We start from the raw sequence: 23,800 nt of genomic DNA, 5'->3' as shown, positions 1-23,800 counted from the left end.
GTTCCTTGAACGCTCAGCCGGTCAACTGGCGGTAGATGGCGGGCAGCGCCGCGGGCAGGCGCGCGACGTGCGGAAAGATGGCGTAGGCGCCGGGGCCGAAGATGTAGGGGAGATAGTCGCGCCCCTGTTCGTCCACGGTCACGCCGAACAGCTTCACCCCGGCCCGGCGCGCCTCCTGGACGGCGACGCGGGTGTCCTCGATGGCGTAACGCCCCTCGTAATGGTCGGTGTCGTTCGGCTTGCCGTCCGTCAGCACCAGCAGCAGGCGGTGCGTGTGCGGCCGCTTGTCCAGGAGCGCCGTGGCGTGGCGCAGGGCGGCGCCCATGCGGGTGTAGCTGCCGGGCTTGAGCGCCTGGATGCGGCGCACCACGCGCGCGTCGAGGCGCTCCTCGAAGTCCTTCACGGTGCGCAGGTCCACCCGGTGACGCCGGTGCGAGGTGAAGGTCAGGATGGCGTGCTCGTCGCCGCAGGCGGCCAGCCCGTGCGTCAGCGCCAGCAGCGCCTCCTTCTCCACGTCCAGCACGCGCCGCTCCTCGACGTAGCTGTCGGTCGACAGGGAGACGTCCACGAGCACGCAGACGGACAGGTCGCGGGCGATGGTGCGCACCGCCGTGAAGACCCGGTCCGAGCCGACGCCGCCCGCCCGCCGATCGGCAATCGAGCGGACCAGGGCCGAAAGGTCGAGGTCGTCGCCATCGGGCTGCCCGGTCATGATCTGGCGCCGCGGCCGCATCGCCTCGAACTGGCGGCGCACCAGACGTATGCGGCGCAGCGCGTCGTCGTCGGGGCGCCACTCCTCGCCTTCGAGCGCGGCGGGTTCGGCGACCACGCGGCAGTGGTCGGGAAGGTACCGGCGGCGCTTCCAATCCCATTCCGGGTAGGTGATCTCCGCGCGGAGCGGTTCGATGTCGGGTTCGCCCGGCGCGAGGTCGAGGTCGAGCTTCAGCTTGGTCGACGCCTTGCGCTCGTGCTGGCCCACCGCGATCTCGTCCAGATCCTCGGCCGCCTTGCGGGCGTTCTCCTCGTCATCGTCCTCGACCTTGCGGTTGAGGTTCACCATCTCGGCCAGCCCGAGAATCTTCTCGAACCGGTTCAGCATCAGCGGGTCGTCGCGTCGGGTCTGGTCACTGTCCCGGCGCGAGGCCTTGCGGCGCTTGCCGTCGCCCTCGCCGGCACCGCCCTCCTCCCCGGCCCCCTCCCCCGCCGGCTGTCCGGCGCGCGGCTCCGTGACCTCGCCCCACAGGGGAACGGGCAGGAAGGGGCGGTAGCCGGGTTCCGCGCGGAAGCGGTCGAGCGAAGCCGCCGGATCCGCGACGGCGGCCATCAGGGCCGGATCCGGAGCATCCCCGCTTCCGATCAGCGCTCCGACCAGCGCTTCCACCGCCGCCTCCCGCGCCGGCAGGCGGCGCTTTGGCCGAACCGCACGCAGAGCCTCGCAAAGACGGTGGTGCAACGGGCGCAGGCCCGGCCACGCGTCCAGCGCCCGCCCGGTCGCCCGATGCGCCGCGCGCAGGCGGGCAAGGTCGGCCTGGAGCGGGTCGGCGGGGGCGTCCCGCAGCGGCTCCGCGTGGGCGAAGAAGGCGGCCAGCCACTCGTACAGGCCCGCGTTGTCCTCCGGCGCCGGGAAGACGTCGATGCGGTCCGGCAGCTGGAGCGTGACGCCGTCGTACCGCGCGCGGTCGAGCTTCTCGGTGCCGAGCCCGAGGCGTTGCTTCAGGCCGAGGCGGTGGCTGGAGGCCTCGGCGGCGGCGCCCGCGACACGCACCGCTCCGGGGCCGCCCATCGCGCGGAACAGCACGCCCAGGCGGGTGCGCACGTCGTCGAGCCGGACCGCCGCGTCCGGATGGCGGGGGTAGGACGAGGCGGTGCCCACCAGACGGTGCCACAGCTGGCCGACGAACTCCTCGGGTTCCCAGATGGAGGCCATGGCATCCCTCAGCCCAGGGTCAGTTCAGCGACCCGCAGCAGCGCCTTCTTGACCTCGGGGTCGTCGGTCAGCGGCTCGATCATGGCGGCCAGGATCGCGTCGTCCCGCGGCATGCCGGAGCGGATGAGCGACGCGCCATAAACCAGCAGCCGGGTCGAGACGCCCTCCTCCAGATCCTGGCCCTTCAGCGCCCGCAGCGCGTTGCCCAGCCGCACCAACGGCGCGACCTGATCGGCGGGCAGGCCGCTCTCCTGGGCGACGATGGTGGTTTCGGCATCGGACGCCGGAAAGCCGAACTCGATGGCGACGAAGCGCTGGCGGGTGCTGGGCTTCAGGGACTTCAGAATGTTCTGGTAGCCGGGGTTGTAGGACACCACCAGCATGAAGTTCGGCGGTGCCTCCAGCAGCTCGCCCGTGCGCTCCAGCGGCAGGACACGGCGGTCGTCGGTCAGCGGGTGCAGCACGACGGTCACGTCCTTGCGCGCCTCCACCACCTCGTCCAGATAGCAGATGGCGCCTTCACGCACGGCGCGGGTCAGCGGCCCGTCCGTCCACACGGTGTCGCCGCCCTTCAGCAGGTAGCGGCCGGTCAGGTCGGCGGCGGTCAGGTCGTCGTGGCAGGACACCGTGTAGAGCGGCCGGCCCAGCCGGGCCGCCATATGCGACACGAAGCGCGTCTTGCCGCAGCCCGTCGGCCCTTTCAGCAGCAGCGGCAGGGCGTTGTCGAAGGCGTGCCGGAACAGCGCCTCCTCGTTTCCGGTCGGGGCGTAGAAGGGGGCGGTCGCCGCCCCCGTCCGCGTATCGCTGTCGTTGGCCATCGCATCCGCCTATTCGGCCGGGACGACCGAGGGCTGCGTCCGGGAGGGCACCTGCTCGCGGGCCGGACCGAAAATCGAATAGATGAACATGAGCGCCGAGACGACCACGAACAGCCCCGCGCCCAGGCGCATCCAGTAGAACAGCGCCAGCTGCTCCTGCACCTCCATGTAGGTCAAGCCCATCACGCGCTGCAGATGGACCTGCACCACGCCGCCGAAGGTCAGCGTGAAGGTCATGAAGGCCATGGCCGAGCACATGATCCAGAAGCTCCACATGTTGAGCACCTGGTTGAACGGGGCGCGGTTGCGCAGATGCGGCATGGCGTAGGTGATGATCGACAGGTTGATCATCACGTAGGCGCCGAAGAAGGCCAGATGGCCGTGCGCCGCGGTGATCTGGGTGCCGTGGCTGTAGTAGTTGACGAAGGACAGCGTGTGCAGAAAGCCCCAGACGCCCGCCCCGAAGAAGGCGAAGACCGGGGTGCCGAGGGACCACAACAGGGCCGCCTTGTTCGGGTGGTCGCGCCGGCCCTTCCAGGCCATCGTGAAGGCGAACAGCACCATCGCGAAGAAGGGCGCCACCTCCAGCGTGGAGAACAGCGAGCCGATCCACTGCCAATAGCCCGGCGCGCCGATCCAGTAATAATGGTGCCCGGTGCCCAGCAGGCCGGAGAACAGGGCCAGCCCGACGATGGCGTACAGCCACTTCTCCACCAGCTCGCGGTCCACGCCGGTCATCTTGATGACCAGGAACGCCAGGATGGAGGCCATCACCAGCTCCCACACGCCCTCCACCCAGAGATGGACGACGTACCACCAGTACAGCTTGTCCACGGCGATGTTGGCGGGGTTGTAGAAGGCGAACAGGAAGAAGATCGCCACGCCCCACAGCCCGAGCAGCAGGACGTTGGTGATCGCCGTCTTACGCCCGCGCATCACGGTCAGCGACACGTTGTAGAGGAAGATCAACGCGGCCACGACGATGCCGATCTTCACCCACAGCGGCTGCTCCAGGAACTCGCGGCCGCCATGGATGCCGAGCGCGTAGCTGATGACCGCGCCCAGCGCGCCGATCATCAGGATGGCCAGCTGCGCGTAGGCGAGCGTCGGGCTTTCGATGTCGCGTTCCGCCTCCTCCGGGATCAGATAATAGGCGGACCCGAAGAAGCCGAGCAGCAGCCACACGATCAGCGCGTTCGTGTGGATCATGCGCAGGATGTTGAAGGGCAGGATTTCGGACAGGAAGTTCGGGATGACGTAGACGGTTCCCGCCAGGGCGCCGAACAGCATCTGGACCCCGAACAGCGCCATGGCGCAGACGAAGTACCAGTAGGCGATGCGTTGCGTGGCGTATTTCACTCGGTGGCCCTCCCCCTCATACGGTTGGAAAATGATTACTTCCATCATTTTCCAGCCGTGAAACCCGACAGATCAATGCGTTAGCATTGATTGAAAGGGTGATACCGGCGGTGCCTTAAGGTGCCGACGGTATCAGCCCGCGATGTTCGGCGGCCAGCCCTGGGTCTTGACCCGGCTGGTCCATTCCAGGAAGTCGACGAGATCGTTGAGGTCCTGGTCGTTCAGGTTGAACTGCGGCATCTGGCGCCGGCCCTGGACGCCGCTCGGCTGCGACTGCATCCAGGCCTTCAGCGCGTCGCGCGCGCCCTGCGGGTCCTTGTCGCCGCCGTAGCGGACCCAGACGTTGCCGAGTTCCGGAGCGAAATAGGCCCCTTCCCCCAGCAACGTGTGGCAGTTGATGCAGGAGTTCCGCTCCCAGACGTGCTTGCCCCGGACCACGCCGTCGCTCAGCGTGGATTCGTCGGTGCTCGTGGTCCGCATGTAATAGTGGCTGTGGATCGTCAGGGCGACGAACACCACCAGAAAGAACGCCGAGCCGCCGTAGAAGATGTTTCTCGCCGCTGATTTGGTGAACCGTTCGGCCATTCCCTTCCCCTTAGCCGTGATCGATGGGCGCGCCTCAACCCGGGGAAACAGCGCGACCAAGCGTTACGACCAAAACGCAGAAGTATAGGCTCTTCGGGGCTAGGTTCAGGGTGGAGTAAAGCGACGGAAAACCTGACGGCGATCCGCGAACCACTTCACGGGACGTTGGCGCACAATTCGGAGATCATACCGTCGTGACGGGCTCATCCTGTCCGAGGAACAGGAATCACCTTAGCCGGACGCGGCGCTGTATGGTTGGCAGGCGGCGCCTTACGGCTGGCGGGCGGCGTACCAGGGCGGCGGGTGGACCGTCCGCCCCGTGTCGGCGAGCACCCGCTCGAACGCGACGGCGATCCCGAGAACGTCCTCGTCCGCGAAACGGTGCCCGACGATCTGGAGCCCCACCGGAAGCCCGTCCGACGCCAGCCCGACCGGCAGCGACAGGGCCGGGCACTGCGGCAGCAGGTTGAACGGGCAGGTCATGTCCAGCCCCCGGAACCGCCCGTCGGCGGTGGTGGCCATGTAGTCGTCGTCCGTTTCGCTCGCCGGCGGAGCGGTCACCGCGCAGGTCGGGCAGAGCAGCGCGTCGTAGCGTTCGAACAGCCCCGCCAGATCGCGCCAGATCGCGGTGCGCAGCACCTCCGTGCGCTTGTAGCCGGTCGCGTCCATGGCGAAGCCGCGCTCCATCATCGCGACGACCGCCGGGTCCATGCGCTCCCGGTGGGACGCCAGCCGGTCGCCGAAATAGGCGGTCATGAACACGCACCAGAGGTCGAACCACTGGTCGTTCACCGCCCGCGTCCAGGGGATCGCCACCTCGTCCACCGTGGCACCCGCGTTCCGCAGGTCCCGCACGGCATCCCGGATGGCGGCCTCCACGCCGGGCTGGATTTCGTAATAGCCGAGATCCATGGACAGCGCGAAACGCCGGCCCTCCAGCCGGCCGGCGCGGGCCTTCTCGCCGGAAAAGCGGAGCGGGACGGAGGAGATGTCCTCGTCGCTCGGCCCGGCCGCCGCCTCCATGAAGGCCACGGCGTCGTCCACCGTGCGGGCGAGCGGACCGAAATGCGAGATGTTGTCGAAGACGCTGGGAAGGATCGTCATCGGAATGCGGCCGAGGCTGGGCTTCAGCCCGACCGTGCCGCACAGGGCGGCGGGGATGCGCACCGAACCGCCCATGTCCGTGCCTTCGGCGAAGGGAACCACGCCCGCCGCGACCGCCACGGCCGACCCGCCCGACGACCCGCCGGACGTCCGGCTGGGATCCCAGGGATTGCGCGTCACGCCCCAGCGCGGGCTGGCCGTGAAGCTGGAATGCGCGAATTCGGGCGTCGTCGTCTTGCCGATCAGGATCGCGCCGGCCTCCTGAAGCCGCCGGATGCACAGCGCGGTCTCCTCCGGCGTCCAATCCGGCACCGACCAGGAGCCGAGCGTGGTCGTGTCGCCGGCGGTCGGGGTCAGATCCTTGGCCGCGAAGGGCACGCCGTGCAGGGGGCCGGTCGGCTCACCCCGCGCCACGGCCTGGTCCGCCCGCCGCGCCGCGTCGAGCGCCTGGGCCTCGCGGATCAGGGTGAAGGGGTTCAGCGGCCCGGTCAGCGCCTTCGCGCGGTGGATGGACTCCGCCACGACGTCCTCCGCCCGGAACCGTCCGGACCGGATTCCGTGGGCAATGGCCGTCGCCGGCAGATCCAGCGGGTGCCCGCCCGGCCGGTTTTCCGCCCGATCGCGGGCGTCCAAAGGCATCGAATTCATCGCAACCCCGTGAGACGAAAGGGGAAGAAAGGGGACTTGGAAACACGCGCATCCCTATGCAACCATGCACGGGAACACCGTTCCGTCGGCGTCAGGAGAAGGTCAGCGGCCCGCATGCAGTCCTCGTTCGAATCCGGCGCGGCGATCCCTCCACCCTTCGGCCATCCACCCTTCGGGACGTGGAACGAGGCAGTCGGCCGGGTGGTCGAGGCGACCGGCACGCCGGACTTCCCGCGGGCGCTCGAAGCCGCGCTCGGCCTGCTGGCGCCGTTCCAGATGATGAACGGCTTCCACTACTCGCCCGACGGGCGCGCCTTCGACCTGTGCAACGACCGGATCAGCGCCGACCGCGGGATCATCGTCGACCAGTATCTCGCCGGGGCCTATGTCCTCGACCCCTTCTACGACGCGACCCGACTGCCGGGGGCTGAGCGGCTGATCACCATGCGGCAGCTGGCGCCGGACAGCTTCGAACAGTCGGAATATTTCCGCGTCCATTACGCGGCGACCGGCATCGTCGACGAAATCGGGTTTCGGCTGGCGCTCCAGGGCGGGCACGCCGCCGTCCTGTCGCTGTCCCGCATCGGCGGGGAGGCGGCCCTGTTCTCCGCGGACGAGCTGGAACGCCTGCGGGCGGCGGCGGCCCTCGTCTGCGCGCTCGGCGAGCGGCATTGGGGCTCCGTCCCGGCTTCCGCCGACACGGCGGCGCAGGACGGAACGCCGCGGCGTTTCGAACACCCGCTGCTGACCCGGCGGGAACAGGAAATCGTGACGCTGATTCTGAAGGGGCATTCCAGCCTGTCGATTGCGGCGGTGTTGTCGCTGTCGCCCGACACGGTGAAGGTCCACCGGCGGCGCATCTACGCGAAGCTGAAGATCTCAAGCCAGGGCGAGCTGTTCCGCACCTTCCTGGCCGACCATCTGGCGGATCGTTTGACGACTGCCGGCCCGGCGTGACCGGCAGTCGTCAGGAAAGGCGCCGTCAGGACAGCTTTTCGGCGAAGTCGATCTCCGGCGGGGCCTTGCGGAACAGGGCCGTCAGATAGCCGAGATACAGGACCCCGACGGTGATCCAGACGAGGCCCAGGATCTTCGCGTTGTCGTCCAGGTTCGCCAGCAGATACAGGTCGCAGACCGCCGCCAGGGCCGGAATGGCCAGCCCGACCAGCGCGCCGGCCGCCCGGACCGTCGGTTCGCGCCGGACATAGAGCGCGATGACGGACAGGTTGACGGCGGTGAAGGCCAGGAAGGCGCCGAAGTTGATGAAGGAGGTGGAGGTCGTCACGTCCATCCACAGCGCCGCCAGCCCGATGACCCCGACCATGACCAGATTGATCACGGGGGTGTGCCACTTGGGATGCAGGCGCCCGAAGATCGCCGACGGCAGGACGCCGTCGCGGCCCATGGCGTACAGCAGGCGGCCGACGCTCGCCTGCGCGGCAAGGCCGGAGGTGAACTGCGCGACCACCAGCGTGGCCAGGAACACCGTGACGAACAGGTCGCCGCCGATGGCCTTGGCGATTTCGAAGGCGGCGGCGTCGACCGATTCGAACTGGGTGCCGGGGTGGACCAGCTGCGTCGCATAGGCGGCGACGATGAAGATGGCGCCCCCGGCCAGCGCGACGATCAGGATGGCCTTCGGCATCGTCCGCTTCGCGTCCTTCGTTTCCTCGGTCAGCGTCGAGATGGCGTCGAAGCCGAGGAAGGAATAGGCCGCGATGGCCGCGCCGGCGATGGAGGCGCCGAACGGCACGTCGGCCTGGAAGAAGGGGGTCATGGACACCAGCCCGCCCGGCCCGCTCGCGGCCATCACGGCACGCGCGGCCAGCAGGACGAAGGCGGCGAGCACCGCGAGCTGGATCACCATCAGGATGAAGTTGACCCGGCTGGCGAAGGCGACGCCGGCAAGGTTCACGACGGTGGTGAGGACGATGAAGCCGACGATCCAGATCCAGGTCGGAACGTCGGGGAAGGCCGAGGACAGATAGGCGGCGCCGATCAGCCAGATGACCATCGGCAGGAAGAAATAATCCAGCAGAACGGCCCAGCCGACCAGGAAACCGATGTTCGGGCTGAGCGACTTGCGGGCGTAGGTGTAGGCGGAACCGGCGACCGGGTAGACCCGCACCATCAGGCCATAGCTGATCGCCGTCAAAAGGATCGCGCCGGCCGCGAGGACATAGGACATCGCCGTCGTCCCCTCGCTGGCCGTCGCAAGCGCGCCGAAGGTGCCCAGCACGATCATCGGCGTCATGTAGGCAAGACCGAACAGCACGACGGACGAAAGCCCGAGCGTGCGGTCGAGTTTCACGCCTCCATTCATTACCACCTCCTGAGACATTCTCGTTCTTGCGACGCTTCGATCACAAGACGCCGGAGGACGGCGGCAGGATTGCCGACGGACCCGCTGCCTGTTCTGTCGCGCCGCTTTTTGTCGCAGGCAGGGTGGGGCCGACGGAACGCCCCGAACAATAACCCCAAGGTGTTACAAATCGGCCCGGATGTCGTCGGCGGGCGGCGAAGCCGACAGGCGGCCTCGCCGTGAACCGTGTGTGTTCAGGAGCACTCTCCGGGCGATCAGACTCCCGGCGATCAGACTCCGGGCGATCAGACCTGGGCCATGCCGCCGTCGGCGAACAACTCGACGCCGTTGACGAAGCTGCTGTCGTCGGACGCCAGGAAGACCGCGGCCTTGGCGATTTCGTCGGGATCGCCGACGCGGCCCAGCGGCACCTGCGCCGCCAGATAGTCCACCAGCCCCTGCTGCTGCGCGGCATCCGGGCCGGCCAGTTCGACCAGACCCGGCGTGCGGATCGGGCCGGGGCTGAGCGTGTTGATGCGGATCCCGCGATCCTTCAGGTCCAGGATCCAACTGCGGGCGAAGTTGCGCACCGCCGCCTTGCTGGCGCTGTAGACGCTGAAGGCGGCCGTGCCCATGCTGCCGGCGGTCGAACCGGCGAGGATCACCGAGGCACCGCGACCGAGCAGCGGCAGCGCCTTTTGCACCGTGAACAGGACGCCCTTCACATTGCGGTTGAAGGTGTCCTCGTACTGTTCCTCCGTAATGGCGCCCAGCGGCAGCATGCCGCCGCCGCCGGCGTTGGCGTAGAGCACGTCGATGCGGCCCTTCTCGGCCTGGATTTGGGCGTAGAGCCGATCGAGGTCGGCGAGGTCGGACGAGTCCGCCCGGACGCCGGTCGCGGCGCCGCCGGCCGCGGTGATCGCGGCGACCGCGGCGTCCAGTTCGGCCTCGCGGCGGCCGGTGAGATAGACGAAGGCGCCTTCCGCGGCAAAGCGCTTGGCCGCGGCGAGGCCGATGCCGCTGGTGGCGCCGGTGACGAGGGCGATCTTGCCGTCAAGCTTGCGTGACATTTGCGGGCTCCGTGTCCGTGATTGTGTGTTTGGGCTGGTCACAAAGCTATCGACGGCCGGATCGCATCGAAATAGAAATGACTGAAAACCATCGTTGCAGATTTGTCGATGTCGAAGCTCCCTGATTTCGAAGGTTTGGCGATGTTCGCCAAGGTGGTGGAGGAACGCTCCTTCGCCGGTGCGGCCCGCGCCATGGGGGTCTCGGTCGCCACCGTGTCGCGCGCGGTCAGCCGGCTGGAGGAGCGGCTCGGCGCGCGGCTGTTCAACCGCACCTCCCGCCGTCTGGCTCTGACGGATGTCGGCCATTCGCTGGCCGAGCGCGCGACGCGCCTGTATGGCGAGGCCGAGGCGGCGGAGGACGCCGTGCGCGAGATGTCCAGCCGCCCGCGCGGCCTGATCCGTCTGGCCGTGCCGATGTCCTTCGGCCTGCGCTGGGTGGCGCCTCTGCTGCCGGACTTCTTCCGCCTCTATCCGGAGATTTCCGTCGATCTGCATCTGAGCGACGCGGTCGTCGATCTGGTGGGTGAGGGCTTCGACGCCGCGCTCCGGATCGCGGTGCTGCCGGACAGTTCGCTGGTGGCCCGGCGGCTGTGCCCGATCGCGCCCGTGCTCCTCGCCGCCCCCAGCTATCTGGCCCGCCACGGCCAGCCCCGGCACCCCCGCGAGCTGAACGGCCACCATTGCCTGGGCTATGCCCACCGCCGGCGGCAGGACATCTGGCATTTCATCAACCACGCCGGGGAGGAGGAGAGCGTGACCCCGTCCGGCCCCCTGCGCGTCACCAACGCCGACGCGCTGGTGCCCATGCTCCTGGAAGGCTTGGCGATTGCCGAGCTGCCGGAGTTCATGGCGGCCGAATATCTTGCCGACGGGCGGGTCACCGCCATCCTGACCGACTGGTCCCTGCCCAGGGGAGGCCTCTACTTCATCACGCCGTCGGCCCGCACGCGCCCGGCGAAGGTCGGTGTCCTGGCCGACTTTTTCATTGAACGGCTGTCGGAACCGGCATGGTGGCGCACCGGCGGCAAGAAAGGCGTCTGGCGGGAGGGCTGAGCGTCCGACGTCCCGGCCGCTCCCGCTGCAAACATCGCAACAGAGCGCTAAGCAAGCGCCTCCGCCTGGAATGCTGCCGCTACAACGCTCCGACCGGCGGTTCCTTTTCCTGAAGCCGGCTGATGCCCAGCATCTTCAGGGCCTGCCGCTCGAACATCGGTTCGCTGATGCCCTTGCGGACCTTGCGCAGGAAGTAGCGCTCGAACCCGACCTTGGCGAGGTGCACCCACTTGCCCTGCGCCGACCAGTTGACGTTGCGCGGCGGGATCTGCGGCATGGCGATGAAGATGACGCCGGAATCGCCGAAATCGGCGAGGCACAGGGCGTTCCAGGTCGCTTCCTGCGTCGGTTCCCTGCCCGCGACCAGCGCCTGGACGTTGTGGGCGGCGGCCGACACCATGGATTCGATCATGTAGCCGGTCTTGGGCACGCCGACCGGCACAGGCGTCTTCTCCACCGGCGGGATGGCGATGCACACGCCGACGCCGAAGACGTTGCGGAAGGTCGGATTGCGCTGGTGCTTGTCGGTCAGCACGAAGCCGCGCGGGTTGACGAGCCCGTCCACGCCGCGCAGCGCCGGGATGCCCCGGAAGGCCGGCAGCATCATGGTCAGGCGGCTGTCCACCCTGTGCTGGGCCTTCTCCTGTCCATCCTCGCCGATTTCGGTGACATGGACGGCGTCCGCCGCGAACCGGTCCACGCGGGCGTTGGTGATCCACTTGATGTGCTTTTCGCGCAGCGCGGATTCCAGAAGCCCCTTGGTGTCGCCCACCCCGCCGAGCCCGAGATGGCCGACGTAGGGCTCCGACGTGACGAAGGTGATGGGCACCTTGTGGCGGATCTTGCGGCGGCGGAGGTCGGCGTCCGCGATCATCGCGAACTCGTAGGCCGGACCATAGCAGGACGCGCCCTGGACGGCGCCCACCACGATGGGGCCGGGATCGCGGCAGAACGCCTCCCACCGCTCGGCGGCCTTCACCGCGTGGTCCACATGGCAGATCGAGATCGTGTGGGCATCCGGCCCAAAGCCTTCGATCTCGTCGAAGGCCAGATCCGGGCCGGTGGCGATGACGAGCTGGTCGTAGGAGAGACGGCTGCCGTCGGCGAGTTCCAGGGCGTTGTCCTGCGGAACCACCCGCGTGCAGGCGGCGACGCGCAGGTCGATCCCGCGTCGGCGAAACGGTTCGGCGAGAGGGACCGTGATGTCCTTGCGCGTGCGCCAGCCGACGGCCACCCACGGGTTCGACGGCACGAAATGGAAGCTGTCGGTGTTCGAAACCACGGTGATGCGATCGTCCGGCCCCAGGAGATCCTTCATCTCGTAGGCCATGGGAATGCCGCCGATTCCGGCGCCCAGAATTACCACGTGAGCCATGCGTTTCCTCTTGGTGTTCCGGGCTTCGCCCCGCCACGGCGGTGAGGCATACCCTCGTATATTCGTTGACACTAAATTAGAATATGCTAAGTTATGAGTCAACAGCGATCCCGCCCCGATTCCGGTCCACAGCCGAGCCCCCCTCCGATGATCCTGCGAACGACCATTCTTTCCGCGACGCTGGCCGCGACATTGTGGGCCGCCCTGCCCTGCCCCGCCGCGCGCGCCGAGGCCCCGGCCGCGGACGGCCGGCTGACCGTGCAGATGCGCCCGACCGACGACCTGAAGGCGGTCTACGCCACGGTCGAGAGCGTGCGCGAGACGCGCGCCCGCGCCCGCATCAGCGGCACGGTGGCCGACCTGCGCGTCACCGAGGGTGACAAGGTCGCCGCCGGGCAGGTGCTCGCCACCGTCCGCGATCCGAAGCTGATCCTGCAGATGACCGCGCTCGACGCCCGGATCCGCTCGCTGGAGGCGCAGCAGCATCAGGCCGAAACCGATCTGAGCCGCGCCCGCCAGCTGCGCTCCAGCGGCACGGGGACGCAGCAGAAGCTGGACGACGCGCAGACCGCGCTGGACGTCATCCGCGCCCAGATCGCCGCCATGAAGGCGGAGCGCTCCGTGACCGAACAGCAGTTGCGCGAGGGTGAGGTGCTTGCCCCGGCGGGCGGGCGGGTGCTGCATGTGGACGTGATCACGGGGGCGGTGATCATGCCCGGCGAGCCGGTCGCCGCGCTGGCGACCGAAACCTACATCCTGCGCCTGCGCCTGCCGGAGCGGCACGCCCGCCTCATGCGCGTCGGCGACCCCGTGCTGGTCGGCGACCGGGGCCTTGCCGCAACGCGCGAGACCGGCGCCCTGAAGCGCGGGCGCGTCGTCCAGGTTTATCCGGAGATGGCCAGCGGCCAGGTGGTCGCCGACGCCGAGGTGGCCGGGCTGGGCGACTTCTTCGTGGGCGAGCGCGTGCGCGTCCATGTGGCCACGGGCACCCGCGACGCCGTCGTGATCCCCCCGGACTATCTGGCCCGCCGGTTCGGCACGGACTTCGTCACGCTTGCCGACGGCATGGAGACGCCGGTTCAGGTCGGCGGCACGGTGCCGGCCATGGAAGGCCGTCCGGGCGGGCTGGAAATCCTGTCCGGCCTGCACCCCGGCGAGGTCATCGTGAAGCCGGCGGAGGCGACGCGATGACGCCGGGCCTGAAGCGATTGGGTCTGTCCGGGCACCTGACGCGGACCTTCATCCGCTCGCCGCTCACGCCGCTTCTGCTGCTGGCCTCGCTCGTGCTGGGCACGGTGGCGCTGGTCAGCCTGCCGCGCGAGGAGGAACCGCAGATCAGCGTGCCCATGGTGGACATCCACGTCCGCGCCGACGGGCTGAAGGCCGCCGACGCCGTGGAACTCGTCACCAAGCCGCTGGAGGAGATCGTCAAGGGCATCGACGGGGTCGAGCACACCTACAGCCAGACCATGGACGATGGGGGCATCGTCACCGCCCGCTTCCTGGTCGGCACGTCGGCGGACGACGCGATCCTGCGCGTGCACGAAAAGGTGCGCGCCAACATGAACCGTATTCCTCTGGGCATCCCGGAACCGCTGATCGTCGGGCGCGGCATCAACGACGTGGCGATCCTGACGCTGACCCTGGCGCCCAGGCCCGACACGGCGGACCGCTGGACCCCCAATTCCCTGCGCACCGTCGCCGACGAGCTGCTGGCCGAGCTGATCAAGGTGGAGGACGTCGGGCTGGCCTATGTGGCCGGCGGGCGGCCCGACCAGATCCGCGTGGAACCCGATCCGGAGCGGCTGGCGCTCTATGGGGTCACGCTCAACCAGCTCGTCGAGAAGGTGAAGAACGCCAACCGCTCCTTCATCGTCGGTTCGGTGCGCGCCCAGGGCGGCAGCCGGGAGGTGGTCGCCGGGCAGACCTTGCAGGGGGTGGCCGACATCGGCCTGCTGCTGATCACCACCCAGGACGGACGGCCGGTCTATGTGAAGGACGTGGCCGACATCGTGGTGGGCGCGCGGCCGGACGAGAGCACCGCCTGGAACCTGACGCCGGACGGCAAGGGCGGCCTGATCCGCACCCCGGCGGTCACCATCGCCGTGGCCAAGCGCGCCGGGGCCAACGCCGTGACCATCGCCGAACGGGTGCTGGAGCGCGTCCACGCCATCCAGGCCGGCTCCTTCCCCAAGGACCTGACGCTGACCGTCACCCGCAACTACGGCGAGACGGCCAACGAGAAGGCGAACGAGCTGCTGTTCCACCTGGGGCTCGCCACCCTGTCCATCGTCGCGCTGATCGTGCTGGCGATCGGCTGGCGCGAGGGCGTGGTGACGCTGGTCGTCATCCCGACGACGATCCTGCTGACCCTGTTCGCGTCCTGGCTGATGGGCTACACGATCAACCGCGTCAGCCTGTTCGCGCTGATCTTCTCCATCGGCATCCTGGTGGACGACGCCATCGTGGTGGTGGAGAACATCGACCGCCACTGGTCCATGCGCGACGGCCGGTCCAAGATCCAGGCCGCCATCGAGGCGGTGGCGGAGGTCGGCAACCCGACCATCGTCGCCACGCTGACGGTCATCGCCGCCCTGCTGCCGATGATGTTCGTGTCCGGCCTGATGGGCCCCTACATGAGCCCGATCCCGGCCAACGCGTCCGCCGCCATGCTGTTCAGCTTCTTCGTCGCCATGGTGCTGACGCCCTGGCTGATGGTGAAGCTGCGCCCCGGCGAGACGGCGGCCGGGCACGGCCACGGCGAGGATTCGCACGGCGGGAAGCTTGGCCGCGCCTACCTGACGGTGGCCCGCCCGGTGGTGCGGACGAAGCGGTCGTCCTGGCTGTTCCTGCTGGGCGTCGGGTTCGCCACGCTGGCCTCCATGACGCTGTTCTACACCAAGGACGTGACGGTCAAGCTGCTGCCCTTCGACAACAAGTCGGAGCTTCAGGTGGTGCTGGACCTGCCCCAGGGCGCCTCGGTGGAGGACACCGGCCGCACCCTGCTGGCCGCCGCCGACGCGCTGGCCGGCGTGCCGGAGCTGGCGAGCGTCCAGGCCTACGCGGGCACGGCCGCGCCCTTCAACTTCAACGGCCTGGTGCGCCATTACTACCTGCGCGACCGGCCGGAGCAGGGCGACCTTCAGGTCAACCTCGCCCCCAAGGCGGAGCGCGGCCGGGCCAGCCACGCCATCGCGCTGGACATCCGGGAGCGGCTGAAGAGCGTGCCCGTGCCCGCCGGCACGTCGATCAAGGTGGTCGAGGTTCCCCCCGGTCCGCCGGTGCTCGCCACGCTGCTGGCCGAGGTCTACGGCGACACGCCGGACCAGCGCCGCAAGGCCGCCGCGCTGATCGACGAGGCGTTCCGGCAGGTCGATTTCGTGGTGGACGTGGACACCAGCTTCCGCCATCCGGCCAGCCGGCTGCGCTTCGCGCTCGACCGCGAGAGCCTGGAGTTCCACGGGGTGGAGGAGCAGGCGGTCTACGACACGCTCCAGGCGCTGATGGGCGGGGTGCCGGTGGGCTATTCGCACCGGGGGGCCGGGCGCAAGCCGATCGAGCTTGCGGTGCGCCTGCCGGCCTCCGGCCTGTTCCTGTCGGAACGGATCCTGGCGACCCCGGTGCCGGGCAAGGGCGGCACGGTGGAACTGGGCGACCTCGTCACCGCGACGAACGAGCCGGCCTCCTTCCCGATCTTCCGCCACAACGGCCGCTTCGCCGAAATGGTCATGGCCGAGCTGGCGGGCCGTTACGAGGCACCGGTCTACGGCATGATGGCGGTGCGCGAGCGGGTGGAGGCCATCGACTGGAAAGCCGCTGGATTCCAGGGGCCGCCGGCCATCCTGATGCACGGGCAGCCGGCCGACGAGTCCAGGCCCAGCCTGCTGTGGGATGGGGAATGGGAAATCACCTTCGTCACCTTCCGCGACATGGGTGCCGCCTTCGCGGTGGCGATCCTGGGCATCTACCTGCTGGTGGTGGCGCAGTTCGGCAGCTTCAAGCTGCCGCTGGTGATCCTGGTGCCGGTGCCGCTGACCCTGATCGGCATCCTGCTGGGCCACTGGCTGTTCGGCGCGGCCTTCACGGCGACCTCGATGATCGGCTTCATCGCGCTGGCCGGCATCATCGTGCGCAACTCCATCCTGCTGGTGGACTTCATCCGTCACCTGCGCGAACGCGGGCTGCCGCTGCGCGAGGCGGTGCTGGAGGCCGGCGCCATCCGCTTCAAGCCGATCCTGCTGACCGCCGTCGCCGCGATGATCGGCGCCGCCTTCATCCTGACCGATCCGATCTTCCAGGGGCTGGCCATCTCCATGCTGTTCGGGCTGCTCAGCTCCACCCTGCTGACCGTGCTGGTCATTCCGGCCATCTACATCGTGCTGCGCAGCGACGGCACGGCGCCGGGCCGACCGGCGGAACGGCCGGGATCCCGCCAGGATCCCGCCGCGCAACGTCAACTCATCGAAACGTGAGGGCTTTCACCATGGGCATTTTCCAGTGCTGCGCCAGCCTCTTCGGGGGCAGGGCGGGCTCGAACGACGAACGGAAGGAAAACCGGATGGACGGGCAGATCAGGATCATGGACGCGGCCACCGTCATGGGCTGGCTGAAAGACGGCACGGCGACCATCGTCGATGTGCGCGAACCGCACGAACACCGCGCGGCGCACATCCCCGGCGCCGTGCTCAACCCCCTGTCCGCCTTCGACCCCGGCCGGGTGCCGGCGGCGGAGGGCAAGCATCTGGTCTTCCACTGCCAAAGCGGAAGGCGCTGCGGTCCCGCCGCCGCGAAGATGGTGGAGAGCGGCTACGCGGGCACAATCCACCGGCTGAACGGCGGCATGGCGGCGTGGCTGGCGTCGGGTGGGCCGGTCGAGCGGAACGGCTGATTGGCGGGGAGAAACGATCATGCACAAGAACTGGCCGGAGATGACGGTCGAGCTGTCCGGCGCCATCCGCGAGCTGCGCGGCGGCGCGCCGGAGGTGATGAAGGCCTTTTCCGGCATCGCCCAGGCGGCGCTGAAGGCCAACGCCCTGGACACCAAGACAAAGGAACTGATCGCGCTGGCCATCGCCGTGGCCATCCGCTGCGACGGCTGCGTCGCCTTCCACGCGGAGGCGGCGGTCAAGCAGGGCGCCACCCGCGACGAGATCATGGAGACCATGGGCATGGCCGTCTACATGGGCGCCGGCCCCTCGGTCATGTACGCCGCCCAGGCGGTGGAGGCCTTCGACCAGTTCGCCGAAAAGAAGGCCGAAGCGACGGTTTCCTGAAGCGGATTTCGATCGGTCGTGCCCCCCTTTTCCGGCCGTCAAGCCCGGTCATCCACGGCGAAGCTGGTGCGTTCTCGCGCGGGTGTGGATGCCCGTGTCAAGCACGGGCATGACGGCAGGAAACGGGGGTCCACGACCGATCAAAACCCGCTTTAATCAGGGGGTACGCTGGCCATGCGTGCGGAAGAACCCGTTGAGCGCGTCGAAGGGTTCGGTCTCGGCGAGGGCATCGAAGCGGCCTTGGTCGGCCAGCATCCGCGCCGCCCGCAGGAAGCCGCCCCACGCGGCGCGGCTGAGTGCGCTGCCCAGGCTGATGCGCCGCACGCCGAGTTCGGCGATCTGCTCCACCGACAGGCCGATCGGCGAAGAGACCAGCAGGTTGAGCGGCTTCGGACCCACCGCATCGACCGCGGCCCGGATGACGTCCGCGCCACGCAAGCCCGGCGCGTAGAGGACGTCGGCCCCAGCCGCGGCGTAGGCCGGCAGCCGGCGCAGCGCCTCGTCGACTGCGGCCGGATGGTTCACCAGCACGGCCTCGCACCGGGCGGTCAGGAGAACACCCGTGCCCCGCAGCGCCTCCGCCGCCGCGGCCACGCGCTCGACGGCGTGATCGAAATCGTACAGCGGCTTCGACGGGTCGCCCGTGGCGTCCTCCACCGACAGGCCGGCAACGCCCGTGTCGGCGCAGAGCCGCACATTGCGGGCCAGCCCGTCGCAATCATGGGCATAGCCGGATTCGAAATCGGCGTTCACCGGCAGGTCGGTCGCCCGGACCATGTCGGCGATGTGGGTCAGCATGTCCGCGCACGGCACCGCCCAATCGGCATCCGGAAGCCCCCGCGAGAAGGCGTACCCCGCCGAGGTGGTGGCCAACGCGCGGAATCCGAGATGCTTCAGCATCAGGGCGCTTCCGACGTCCCACGGGTTGGGAATGACGAAGCAGCCGTCCCGATGGAGATCGGTAAAGGCGGCGCGGGCTTGACGATGATCGACCATCACGATGTCCTTCCCCAGTTCCCTTCCACCATACCGCGTTCAACCGACGTTACCTAGCCGACGTTACCCAGCGCCGACCTTGGGCCTTGGACGCCGCACGGCTCACGCGAACCTCTTCGCGCCCGCGACGCACAGCACGACCAGCCCCGTCACCGCGATCATCGTCCAGGCGACCGGCTCACCCAGCAGCAGCCCCGCCAGCGTCAGCCCGATGAAGGGCTGGAGCAGCTGCAACTGTCCCACACCCGCGATGCCGCCAAGCGCCAGTCCCCGATACCAGAAGATGAACCCCACGAGCATGCTGAACACCGAGACGTAGCCAAGCCCGATCCAGGCCGGTGCGCCGATGCCGGTCCACGCGTCCGGCATCCCGACGAGCGCCACCACCGCCATCACCGGCAGCGCCAGCAGAAGCGCCCAGGAAATGACCTGCCAGCCGCCGAGACGGCGCGACAAGGCCGCCCCTTCCGCGTAACCGAGGCCGCAGAGCAGGATCGCCAGCACCATCAGGAGGTCGCCGGTGAGGGACGCGCCGCCGCCCTGCGCCAGAGCGAAGCCGGCGACCGCCACGCTTCCCACCGCGGAGAACAGCCAGAAGGCCGGCTTCGGCCGCTCGCCGCCGCGCAGCACGCCGAAGAGCGCTGTGGCGAGCGGCAGGAGACCGATGAAGACGATGGAATGCGCCGAGGTGACGTGCTGGAGCGCCAGCGCGGTCAACAGGGGAAAGCCGACGACGACGCCGAGCGCCACGATCGCGAGCGGGGCAAGATCGCCGCGCGCCGGACGCGCCGGACGCAGCATCGACAGCAGCAGGGCGGCCAGGGCGGCCGCGATCACCGCCCGCGCCGCGGTCAGGAACAACGGGCTGAAGCTGCCGACCGCGACGCGCGTCGCCGGCAGCGATCCGCTGAAGATGATGACGCCGAGCATTCCGCTGCCCCAGCCGACTGTGGTCCGCCGCATCCGTGCTCCCCTTTTCCATCCGGTTCCCGACGCGACGATGCTAGCGCGGGGAGCCCTGGCGGACCCAGGGACAGTCCAATACAATTTCACCGAACTGTACTGGCTACGGTGGCCATACACTCGGCGAAACACTTGGCAAAACACTTGGCGAAACACTGGGCGAAGGTCGAACCATGGGGCACAGGACCGGCACGCGCACCGGCGAGGTGATGGCGGCGATCCGCCGGAAGATGGCGAGCCGCGCCCTGTCTCCCGGCGAGAAGCTGCCCTCGATCCGCGGCCTTGCCACCGCCATGGGCGTGTCGCCGTCGACCGTGGTGGAAGCCTACGACCGGCTGGCGGCCGAAGGCGTCATCCGGTCGCGGCCGGGGTCGGGCTTCTACGTGTCCGGCGCCGTGCCGCCCCTCACCCTCGCCGACGTCGAACCGCGGCTCGACCGGGCGATCGATCCTTTCTGGGTGTCGCGGCAGTCGCTCGACGCGGGCGCGGAGATGCTGAAGCCCGGATGCGGGTGGCTGCCGGCCGACTGGATGCCGAACGATTCCCTGCGCCGCGCGATGCGCCATCTCGCGCGCGCCGACGACGCGCTGCTGGCGGACTACGGCGGCACGCGCGGCACGCTCGCGTTGCGCGGGCTGCTGGCGCGCCAGTTCTCGGATGAGGGAATGGCGGTGGGCACCGATCAGATCCTGCTGACCGTCTCGGGGACCCAGGCGATCGACCTGATCTGCCGCTTCCTGGTGCGTCCCGGCGATGCGGTGCTGGTCGACGACCCGTGCTATTTCAATTTCCAAGCGTTGCTGCGCGCCCATCAGGCCCGGATCATCGGCGTGCCCTACACGCGGACCGGGCCGGACGTGGCCCTGTTCGCCGAGGCGCTGGCGCGGCACCGGCCGCGCCTCTACCTCACCAACTCGGCGCTCCACAACCCGACGGGCGCGACGCTGTCGCCGCAAACGGCCCACACGCTGCTCAACGCCGCGGCGGCCCACGACCTTACCATCGTCGAGGACGACATCTTCGCCGGCTTCGAACCGGAACCGTCGCCACGTCTGGCTGTCCTCGACGGGCTGGTCCGGGTCATTCGCATCGGCAGCTTTTCGAAGACGCTCTCCGCCTCGGTCCGCTGCGGCTACATCGCGGCGCGGCCGGACTGGATTGAGGCGCTGGCGGATCTGCAGGTCGCGACGAATTTCGGCGGCCCGAGCCCGGTGGTCGCCGAACTCATCCGCGCGACCTTGAGCGACGGCCGTTGCCGCAAGCATCTGGACGGTCTCCGTCGGCGGCTGGCGCGGGTCCGGCGCGAGACGGCCGACAAGCTCGAAGCGCTCGGCCTGCGCCCGTGGCTGATGCCGCGCGGCGGATTCTATCTCTGGTGCCGCCTGCCCGACGGCCGGGACGCGGCCGATGTCGCGCGCGCCGCGTTGCGCGAGAACATGGTCCTCGCCCCCGGCAACGTCTTCAGTGTCGCCCAATCGGCGACGGACTGCATGCGCTTCAATGTCGCCCAGATGAGCGACCCGCGCGTTTTCGACGTGCTGGCGCGGGCCATGGCGGCGGCGACATCGGGTTCATGACGCATGTGGTGGTCGCCGGGGCGGAGGCGGCGCAGCGGCGGCCATGAAGCCCCCAGGGCTATCGCATTTGGCGTTTTTAGCCCTCTCCCCTCTGGGGAGAGGGAATTGAAATGCGATGGCCCTGATGAAGCCCCCGGCGGTGCTTGCGGGACGGAGGACAGTGCCCATAGACTGCCGGCCCATATGGTCCAGAATAGGACGGTCCTGACGGGGGGCGCCGGTCATGATGGAAGCGAACACTCCCTACGGTGCGGTGCCCCAGACAAGGGCAGTAATCGCCCTGGCCGGGAGGCGGATCGACCCATCCGGTGCCGATACGCCACGCTTTCCGCTGGGCAATGTGCCTCTCGTGCGCCGGCGCCTCGCCGACCTCCTTGCCGGGGAGCGTGCCGAGGCGCTCGTCTGCTCGGCGGCCTGCGGCACGGATCTCATCGCGCTGGAAGAGGCCGAGCGGCTGGGCCTTCGGCGGCACATCGTCCTGCCCTTCGCGCCCGAGCGGTTCCGCGAAAGCTCGGTCGTCGATCGTCCGGGTGACTGGGGCCCCCTGTTCGACCGCCTGATTGCCGCCGCCACGGCGTCCGGGGACCTCGTCGTTCTGGACGACGCCGGCGGGACCGACGACGACGCCTATGCCGCCGCCAACGCGGCCATCATCCGGGAGGCCGAAGCCCTGGGCAAAGCCGCGCCCGAGGACGGGCCGCGGCGGATGCTGGCCGTGATCGTCTGGGAAGGCACGCCGAGGCCCGGCACCGACGCCACCGACGGGCTGCGGGCCATCGCGGCGGGCGCCGGCTTCGCGGAGCGCTTCGTCCTCACCCGCTGAACGGGTGGAGCCGGATCGGCGTCCGGCTTTCCGCCGGCCCCGTCCTGCATTACACTGAAACGGTGAAGATCCAGCCCCGGTTTTTCCCGTCCCATGCATGACCTGTTCCTCAGCTACCCGCACGCGGACGCGCTGCTGGTGCGCCCGCTGGTCGAGGAGTTGAAGCGCCTCGGCCTCACCGTCTGGTTCGACGAGCGGGAGATCGGCGACTCCGACGCCATCACCCGCTCCATCGTGGAGGGGCTGGGGCAGGCGCGCATGCTGGTGGCCTGGTACTCCCCGGCCTACGCGCGCTCCCGCCCCTGCCAGTGGGAGCTGACCGCCGCCTACCTCGCCGCCCAGCACGAGGGCGGCGATCTGGCGCGCCGCATCCTGATCGTCAACCCGGAGCCGGGCGCGGACCACATCCAGCCCGTCGAGCTGCGCGACCGTCGCTATCTGGAGGGCACGGCCGACCCCGCCGATCTGGCCCGGCGCATCGCGGAGCGCCTGGACCGTGCGGCGACCTGGATCGGCGACATCCGCCCCTTGCAGGCGCCGCCCTGGCTGGCGGGCAAGCGGCGTATCGGCTCCAACCGCTTCGTCGGCCGCGTGCCGGACCTGTGGAGCGTCCATGACGGGCTGACCGCCGCCTCCGTCACCGTCATCACCGGGGCGCGGCCCGGCGGCGATCTGGTGCAGGTGCAGGGCATGGGCGGCATCGGCAAGTCGATGCTGGCCGAGGAATATGCGCTGCGCTTCGGCGCCGCCTACCCCGGCGGCATCGTCTGGCTGTCGGCCGCGCGCACCGGCACGGTCGCCCCGGACGAGCGCGAGGCGGAGGCGGAAAGCACCGCCGGCCGCCACCTGTTCGATCTGGCCCTGCGCTTCGGCCTGCCCGTGCAGGGATTGGAGCCGGCGGCTGTCGCGGCGCTGGTCGGCCGGCATCTGGACTCGCTGGACGAGCCCTACCTGTGGGTGGTGGACGACCTGCCGGCCGACGCGAACGCCGCCGTGCTGAACCACTGGACGGCGCCCAGCGCCAACGGCCGCACCCTGATCACCACGCGCGGCACGCGGCTGGACGGCAGCGGGACGATCCACCGGCTGGACGTACTGACGCCGGACGACGCCTACCGCCTGCTCACCAGCCGTCACCCGCCCCGCGACGCGGCGGAGCGCGCGGCGGCCGAGGCCATCGTGGCCGAACTGGGTCGCCACGCCCTGGCCGTGGACGTCGCCGGCGCCGCCGTGCGCGCCATGGGTTACGCCAACTTCCTAGAAATGTTGCGCAACCCCGGCGACGACGCGCTGGCCCTGGCCGAGGAACTGGCGGGCGAGCTTCCCAACGGCCACCATCCCGGCATCGCCGTCACCCTGCTGCAAAGCATCCACCGCCTCCGCCCCGAAGGCGCGCTGGTCCTGCAACTCGCCTCCCTCCTGGCGCCCGACCCGATCCCGACGGGCTACATCGCGGACGTCCTGGCCGAGCATGCGGGCGACGAGGCCGCCGGCCGCCGGACCGCCCTGCTGGGGATACAGGCCGCCGAAGCCGAAGCGCTGGCGGACCGCCTCGGCCCGGAGGATGTGGTGGTCCACATCCTGACCGCCCGCACGATGCGCCTGCACGCCCCCGCCCCCGAAGCCCTGCGGGCGGCGGCGGTGGAGGTGATGAACCGCATGATGCCGGGGGCACAGGACATTCGGAACCATGCCGCGCTCGAACCGCTGATCGGGCACGTCCGTGCGTTGACTTTGTTGGTGGAGCATGCGGAAGCCGCCACACTTCTGGGCTGGCTGGGCTGGTATGAAAATACACGTGGGGCCTACGGTTCGGCTGTGCGGGTAACTGCTCACCTGGCTGGCGGCTGGTAAGTGGTCAGGCGACGACGAAGGTTCCGTCGATCAGGTCGCGGATGGCGGTCCAGGCGGATTGGCCTTGCCGGCG

19 protein-coding genes are annotated in these 23,800 nt (G+C 69.3%); 9 read left to right on the top strand and 10 right to left on the bottom strand.

Translation table 11 applies throughout. The features are described from left to right. Positions 1-13: 13 nt before the first annotated feature. The 5 genes from ACSVC7_RS13530 to ACSVC7_RS13510 all read right to left on the bottom strand — a co-directional run bounded on the left by ACSVC7_RS13530 (position 14) and on the right by ACSVC7_RS13510 (position 6,432). The gene (locus tag ACSVC7_RS13530; RefSeq protein WP_448204957.1) at positions 14-1,927 is read right to left on the bottom strand and encodes a nitric oxide reductase activation protein NorD; all 1,914 of its coding nucleotides are present in this window, start codon (positions 1,925-1,927) and stop codon (positions 14-16) included. An 8-nt stretch (positions 1,928-1,935) separates the two neighbouring features. Beyond that, the gene (locus ACSVC7_RS13525; protein ID WP_448204958.1) at positions 1,936-2,745 is read right to left on the bottom strand and encodes a CbbQ/NirQ/NorQ/GpvN family protein; all 810 of its coding nucleotides are present in this window, start codon (positions 2,743-2,745) and stop codon (positions 1,936-1,938) included. A gap of 9 nt (positions 2,746-2,754) precedes the next feature. After that, positions 2,755-4,104: a cbb3-type cytochrome c oxidase subunit I gene (locus tag ACSVC7_RS13520; protein WP_448204959.1), complete on the bottom strand. Its 1,350-nt coding sequence runs from the start codon at positions 4,102-4,104 to the stop codon at positions 2,755-2,757. A gap of 132 nt (positions 4,105-4,236) precedes the next feature. Beyond that, complete coding sequence (locus ACSVC7_RS13515) at positions 4,237-4,689, bottom strand: c-type cytochrome (protein ID WP_448204960.1); 453 nt, start codon at positions 4,687-4,689, stop codon at positions 4,237-4,239. Between the two features lie 270 nt (positions 4,690-4,959). Continuing rightward, entirely contained in the window at positions 4,960-6,432 is a 1,473-nt protein-coding gene (locus ACSVC7_RS13510; protein ID WP_448204961.1) for an amidase, read from the bottom strand. A 123-nt stretch (positions 6,433-6,555) separates the two neighbouring features. Between ACSVC7_RS13510 and ACSVC7_RS13505 the strand changes: the two genes are divergently transcribed. Then, complete coding sequence (locus ACSVC7_RS13505; RefSeq protein ID WP_448204962.1) at positions 6,556-7,398, top strand: helix-turn-helix transcriptional regulator; 843 nt, start codon at positions 6,556-6,558, stop codon at positions 7,396-7,398. 25 nt (positions 7,399-7,423) lie between these two features. Here ACSVC7_RS13505 and ACSVC7_RS13500 read toward each other — a convergent pair whose 3' ends face one another. Both ACSVC7_RS13500 and ACSVC7_RS13495 read right to left on the bottom strand, forming a co-directional pair. After that, positions 7,424-8,764, bottom strand: a complete 1,341-nt coding sequence (locus tag ACSVC7_RS13500; RefSeq protein WP_448204963.1) for an APC family permease — start codon at positions 8,762-8,764, stop codon at positions 7,424-7,426. A gap of 284 nt (positions 8,765-9,048) precedes the next feature. Further along, complete coding sequence (locus ACSVC7_RS13495; RefSeq protein WP_448204964.1) at positions 9,049-9,813, bottom strand: SDR family oxidoreductase; 765 nt, start codon at positions 9,811-9,813, stop codon at positions 9,049-9,051. Positions 9,814-9,921: 108 nt separating this feature from the next. On the opposite strand from ACSVC7_RS13495, the gene ACSVC7_RS13490 reads away from it, so the two are divergent. Then, entirely contained in the window at positions 9,922-10,866 is a 945-nt protein-coding gene (locus ACSVC7_RS13490) for a LysR family transcriptional regulator (protein WP_448204965.1), read from the top strand. Positions 10,867-10,945: 79 nt separating this feature from the next. On the opposite strand, the gene ACSVC7_RS13485 is transcribed toward ACSVC7_RS13490, so the two are convergent. Then, a complete protein-coding gene (locus ACSVC7_RS13485) occupies positions 10,946-12,241 on the bottom strand; it encodes an NAD(P)/FAD-dependent oxidoreductase (protein ID WP_448204966.1) in 1,296 nt (431 codons plus the stop codon). 147 nt (positions 12,242-12,388) lie between these two features. On the opposite strand from ACSVC7_RS13485, the gene ACSVC7_RS13480 reads away from it, so the two are divergent. The 4 genes from ACSVC7_RS13480 (at position 12,389) to ACSVC7_RS13465 (ending at position 17,514) form a co-directional block, all read left to right on the top strand. Further along, positions 12,389-13,432: an efflux RND transporter periplasmic adaptor subunit gene (locus ACSVC7_RS13480; RefSeq protein WP_448204967.1), complete on the top strand. Its 1,044-nt coding sequence runs from the start codon at positions 12,389-12,391 to the stop codon at positions 13,430-13,432. Beyond that, positions 13,429-16,713: an efflux RND transporter permease subunit gene (locus tag ACSVC7_RS13475; protein WP_448204968.1), complete on the top strand. Its 3,285-nt coding sequence runs from the start codon at positions 13,429-13,431 to the stop codon at positions 16,711-16,713. The genes ACSVC7_RS13480 and ACSVC7_RS13475 overlap by 4 nt, the downstream gene beginning before the upstream one ends. 86 nt (positions 16,714-16,799) lie before the next feature. Next, on the top strand, positions 16,800-17,129 hold the full coding sequence (locus ACSVC7_RS13470) for a rhodanese-like domain-containing protein (protein ID WP_448204969.1): 330 nt from the start codon (positions 16,800-16,802) through the stop codon (positions 17,127-17,129). 19 nt (positions 17,130-17,148) lie between these two features. Beyond that, positions 17,149-17,514, top strand: coding sequence for a carboxymuconolactone decarboxylase family protein (locus tag ACSVC7_RS13465; RefSeq protein ID WP_448204970.1), 366 nt, complete (start codon positions 17,149-17,151; stop codon positions 17,512-17,514). A 156-nt stretch (positions 17,515-17,670) separates the two neighbouring features. Here ACSVC7_RS13465 and ACSVC7_RS13460 read toward each other — a convergent pair whose 3' ends face one another. Further along, complete coding sequence (locus ACSVC7_RS13460) at positions 17,671-18,510, bottom strand: isocitrate lyase/PEP mutase family protein (protein ID WP_448204971.1); 840 nt, start codon at positions 18,508-18,510, stop codon at positions 17,671-17,673. A 102-nt stretch (positions 18,511-18,612) separates the two neighbouring features. Beyond that, entirely contained in the window at positions 18,613-19,473 is an 861-nt protein-coding gene (locus ACSVC7_RS13455) for a DMT family transporter (RefSeq protein WP_448204972.1), read from the bottom strand. Between the two features lie 173 nt (positions 19,474-19,646). On the opposite strand from ACSVC7_RS13455, the gene ACSVC7_RS13450 reads away from it, so the two are divergent. The 3 genes from ACSVC7_RS13450 (at position 19,647) to ACSVC7_RS13440 (ending at position 23,727) form a co-directional block, all read left to right on the top strand. Further along, entirely contained in the window at positions 19,647-21,050 is a 1,404-nt protein-coding gene (locus ACSVC7_RS13450) for an aminotransferase-like domain-containing protein (protein WP_483508348.1), read from the top strand. A 223-nt stretch (positions 21,051-21,273) separates the two neighbouring features. Further along, entirely contained in the window at positions 21,274-21,873 is a 600-nt protein-coding gene (locus ACSVC7_RS13445) for a hypothetical protein (protein WP_483508346.1), read from the top strand. A gap of 93 nt (positions 21,874-21,966) precedes the next feature. After that, complete coding sequence (locus ACSVC7_RS13440; protein WP_448204975.1) at positions 21,967-23,727, top strand: toll/interleukin-1 receptor domain-containing protein; 1,761 nt, start codon at positions 21,967-21,969, stop codon at positions 23,725-23,727. The last annotated feature ends 73 nt before the right edge of the window (positions 23,728-23,800 follow it).

This window comes from Azospirillum mesophilum (assembly GCF_053470405.2).
The sequence above is the reverse complement of the archived record's forward strand: the minus strand, read 5'-3'. Positions and strand labels throughout refer to the sequence as shown.

Coding starts and splice junctions, on each gene's coding strand:
- ACSVC7_RS13470 (WP_448204969.1), top strand. CDS start 16,800: ATGGACGGGCAGATCAGGATCATGGACGCGGCCACCGTCATGGGCTGG.
- ACSVC7_RS13530 (WP_448204957.1), bottom strand. CDS start 1,927: ATGGCCTCCATCTGGGAACCCGAGGAGTTCGTCGGCCAGCTGTGGCAC.
- ACSVC7_RS13490 (WP_448204965.1), top strand. CDS start 9,922: ATGTCGAAGCTCCCTGATTTCGAAGGTTTGGCGATGTTCGCCAAGGTG.
- ACSVC7_RS13500 (WP_448204963.1), bottom strand. CDS start 8,764: ATGAATGGAGGCGTGAAACTCGACCGCACGCTCGGGCTTTCGTCCGTC.
- ACSVC7_RS13465 (WP_448204970.1), top strand. CDS start 17,149: ATGCACAAGAACTGGCCGGAGATGACGGTCGAGCTGTCCGGCGCCATC.
- ACSVC7_RS13440 (WP_448204975.1), top strand. CDS start 21,967: ATGCATGACCTGTTCCTCAGCTACCCGCACGCGGACGCGCTGCTGGTG.
- ACSVC7_RS13475 (WP_448204968.1), top strand. CDS start 13,429: ATGACGCCGGGCCTGAAGCGATTGGGTCTGTCCGGGCACCTGACGCGG.
- ACSVC7_RS13460 (WP_448204971.1), bottom strand. CDS start 18,510: ATGGTCGATCATCGTCAAGCCCGCGCCGCCTTTACCGATCTCCATCGG.
- ACSVC7_RS13495 (WP_448204964.1), bottom strand. CDS start 9,813: ATGTCACGCAAGCTTGACGGCAAGATCGCCCTCGTCACCGGCGCCACC.
- ACSVC7_RS13485 (WP_448204966.1), bottom strand. CDS start 12,241: ATGGCTCACGTGGTAATTCTGGGCGCCGGAATCGGCGGCATTCCCATG.
- ACSVC7_RS13505 (WP_448204962.1), top strand. CDS start 6,556: ATGCAGTCCTCGTTCGAATCCGGCGCGGCGATCCCTCCACCCTTCGGC.
- ACSVC7_RS13455 (WP_448204972.1), bottom strand. CDS start 19,473: ATGCGGCGGACCACAGTCGGCTGGGGCAGCGGAATGCTCGGCGTCATC.
- ACSVC7_RS13525 (WP_448204958.1), bottom strand. CDS start 2,745: ATGGCCAACGACAGCGATACGCGGACGGGGGCGGCGACCGCCCCCTTC.
- ACSVC7_RS13480 (WP_448204967.1), top strand. CDS start 12,389: ATGATCCTGCGAACGACCATTCTTTCCGCGACGCTGGCCGCGACATTG.
- ACSVC7_RS13450 (WP_483508348.1), top strand. CDS start 19,647: ATGGGGCACAGGACCGGCACGCGCACCGGCGAGGTGATGGCGGCGATC.
- ACSVC7_RS13510 (WP_448204961.1), bottom strand. CDS start 6,432: ATGCCTTTGGACGCCCGCGATCGGGCGGAAAACCGGCCGGGCGGGCAC.
- ACSVC7_RS13445 (WP_483508346.1), top strand. CDS start 21,274: ATGATGGAAGCGAACACTCCCTACGGTGCGGTGCCCCAGACAAGGGCA.
- ACSVC7_RS13515 (WP_448204960.1), bottom strand. CDS start 4,689: ATGGCCGAACGGTTCACCAAATCAGCGGCGAGAAACATCTTCTACGGC.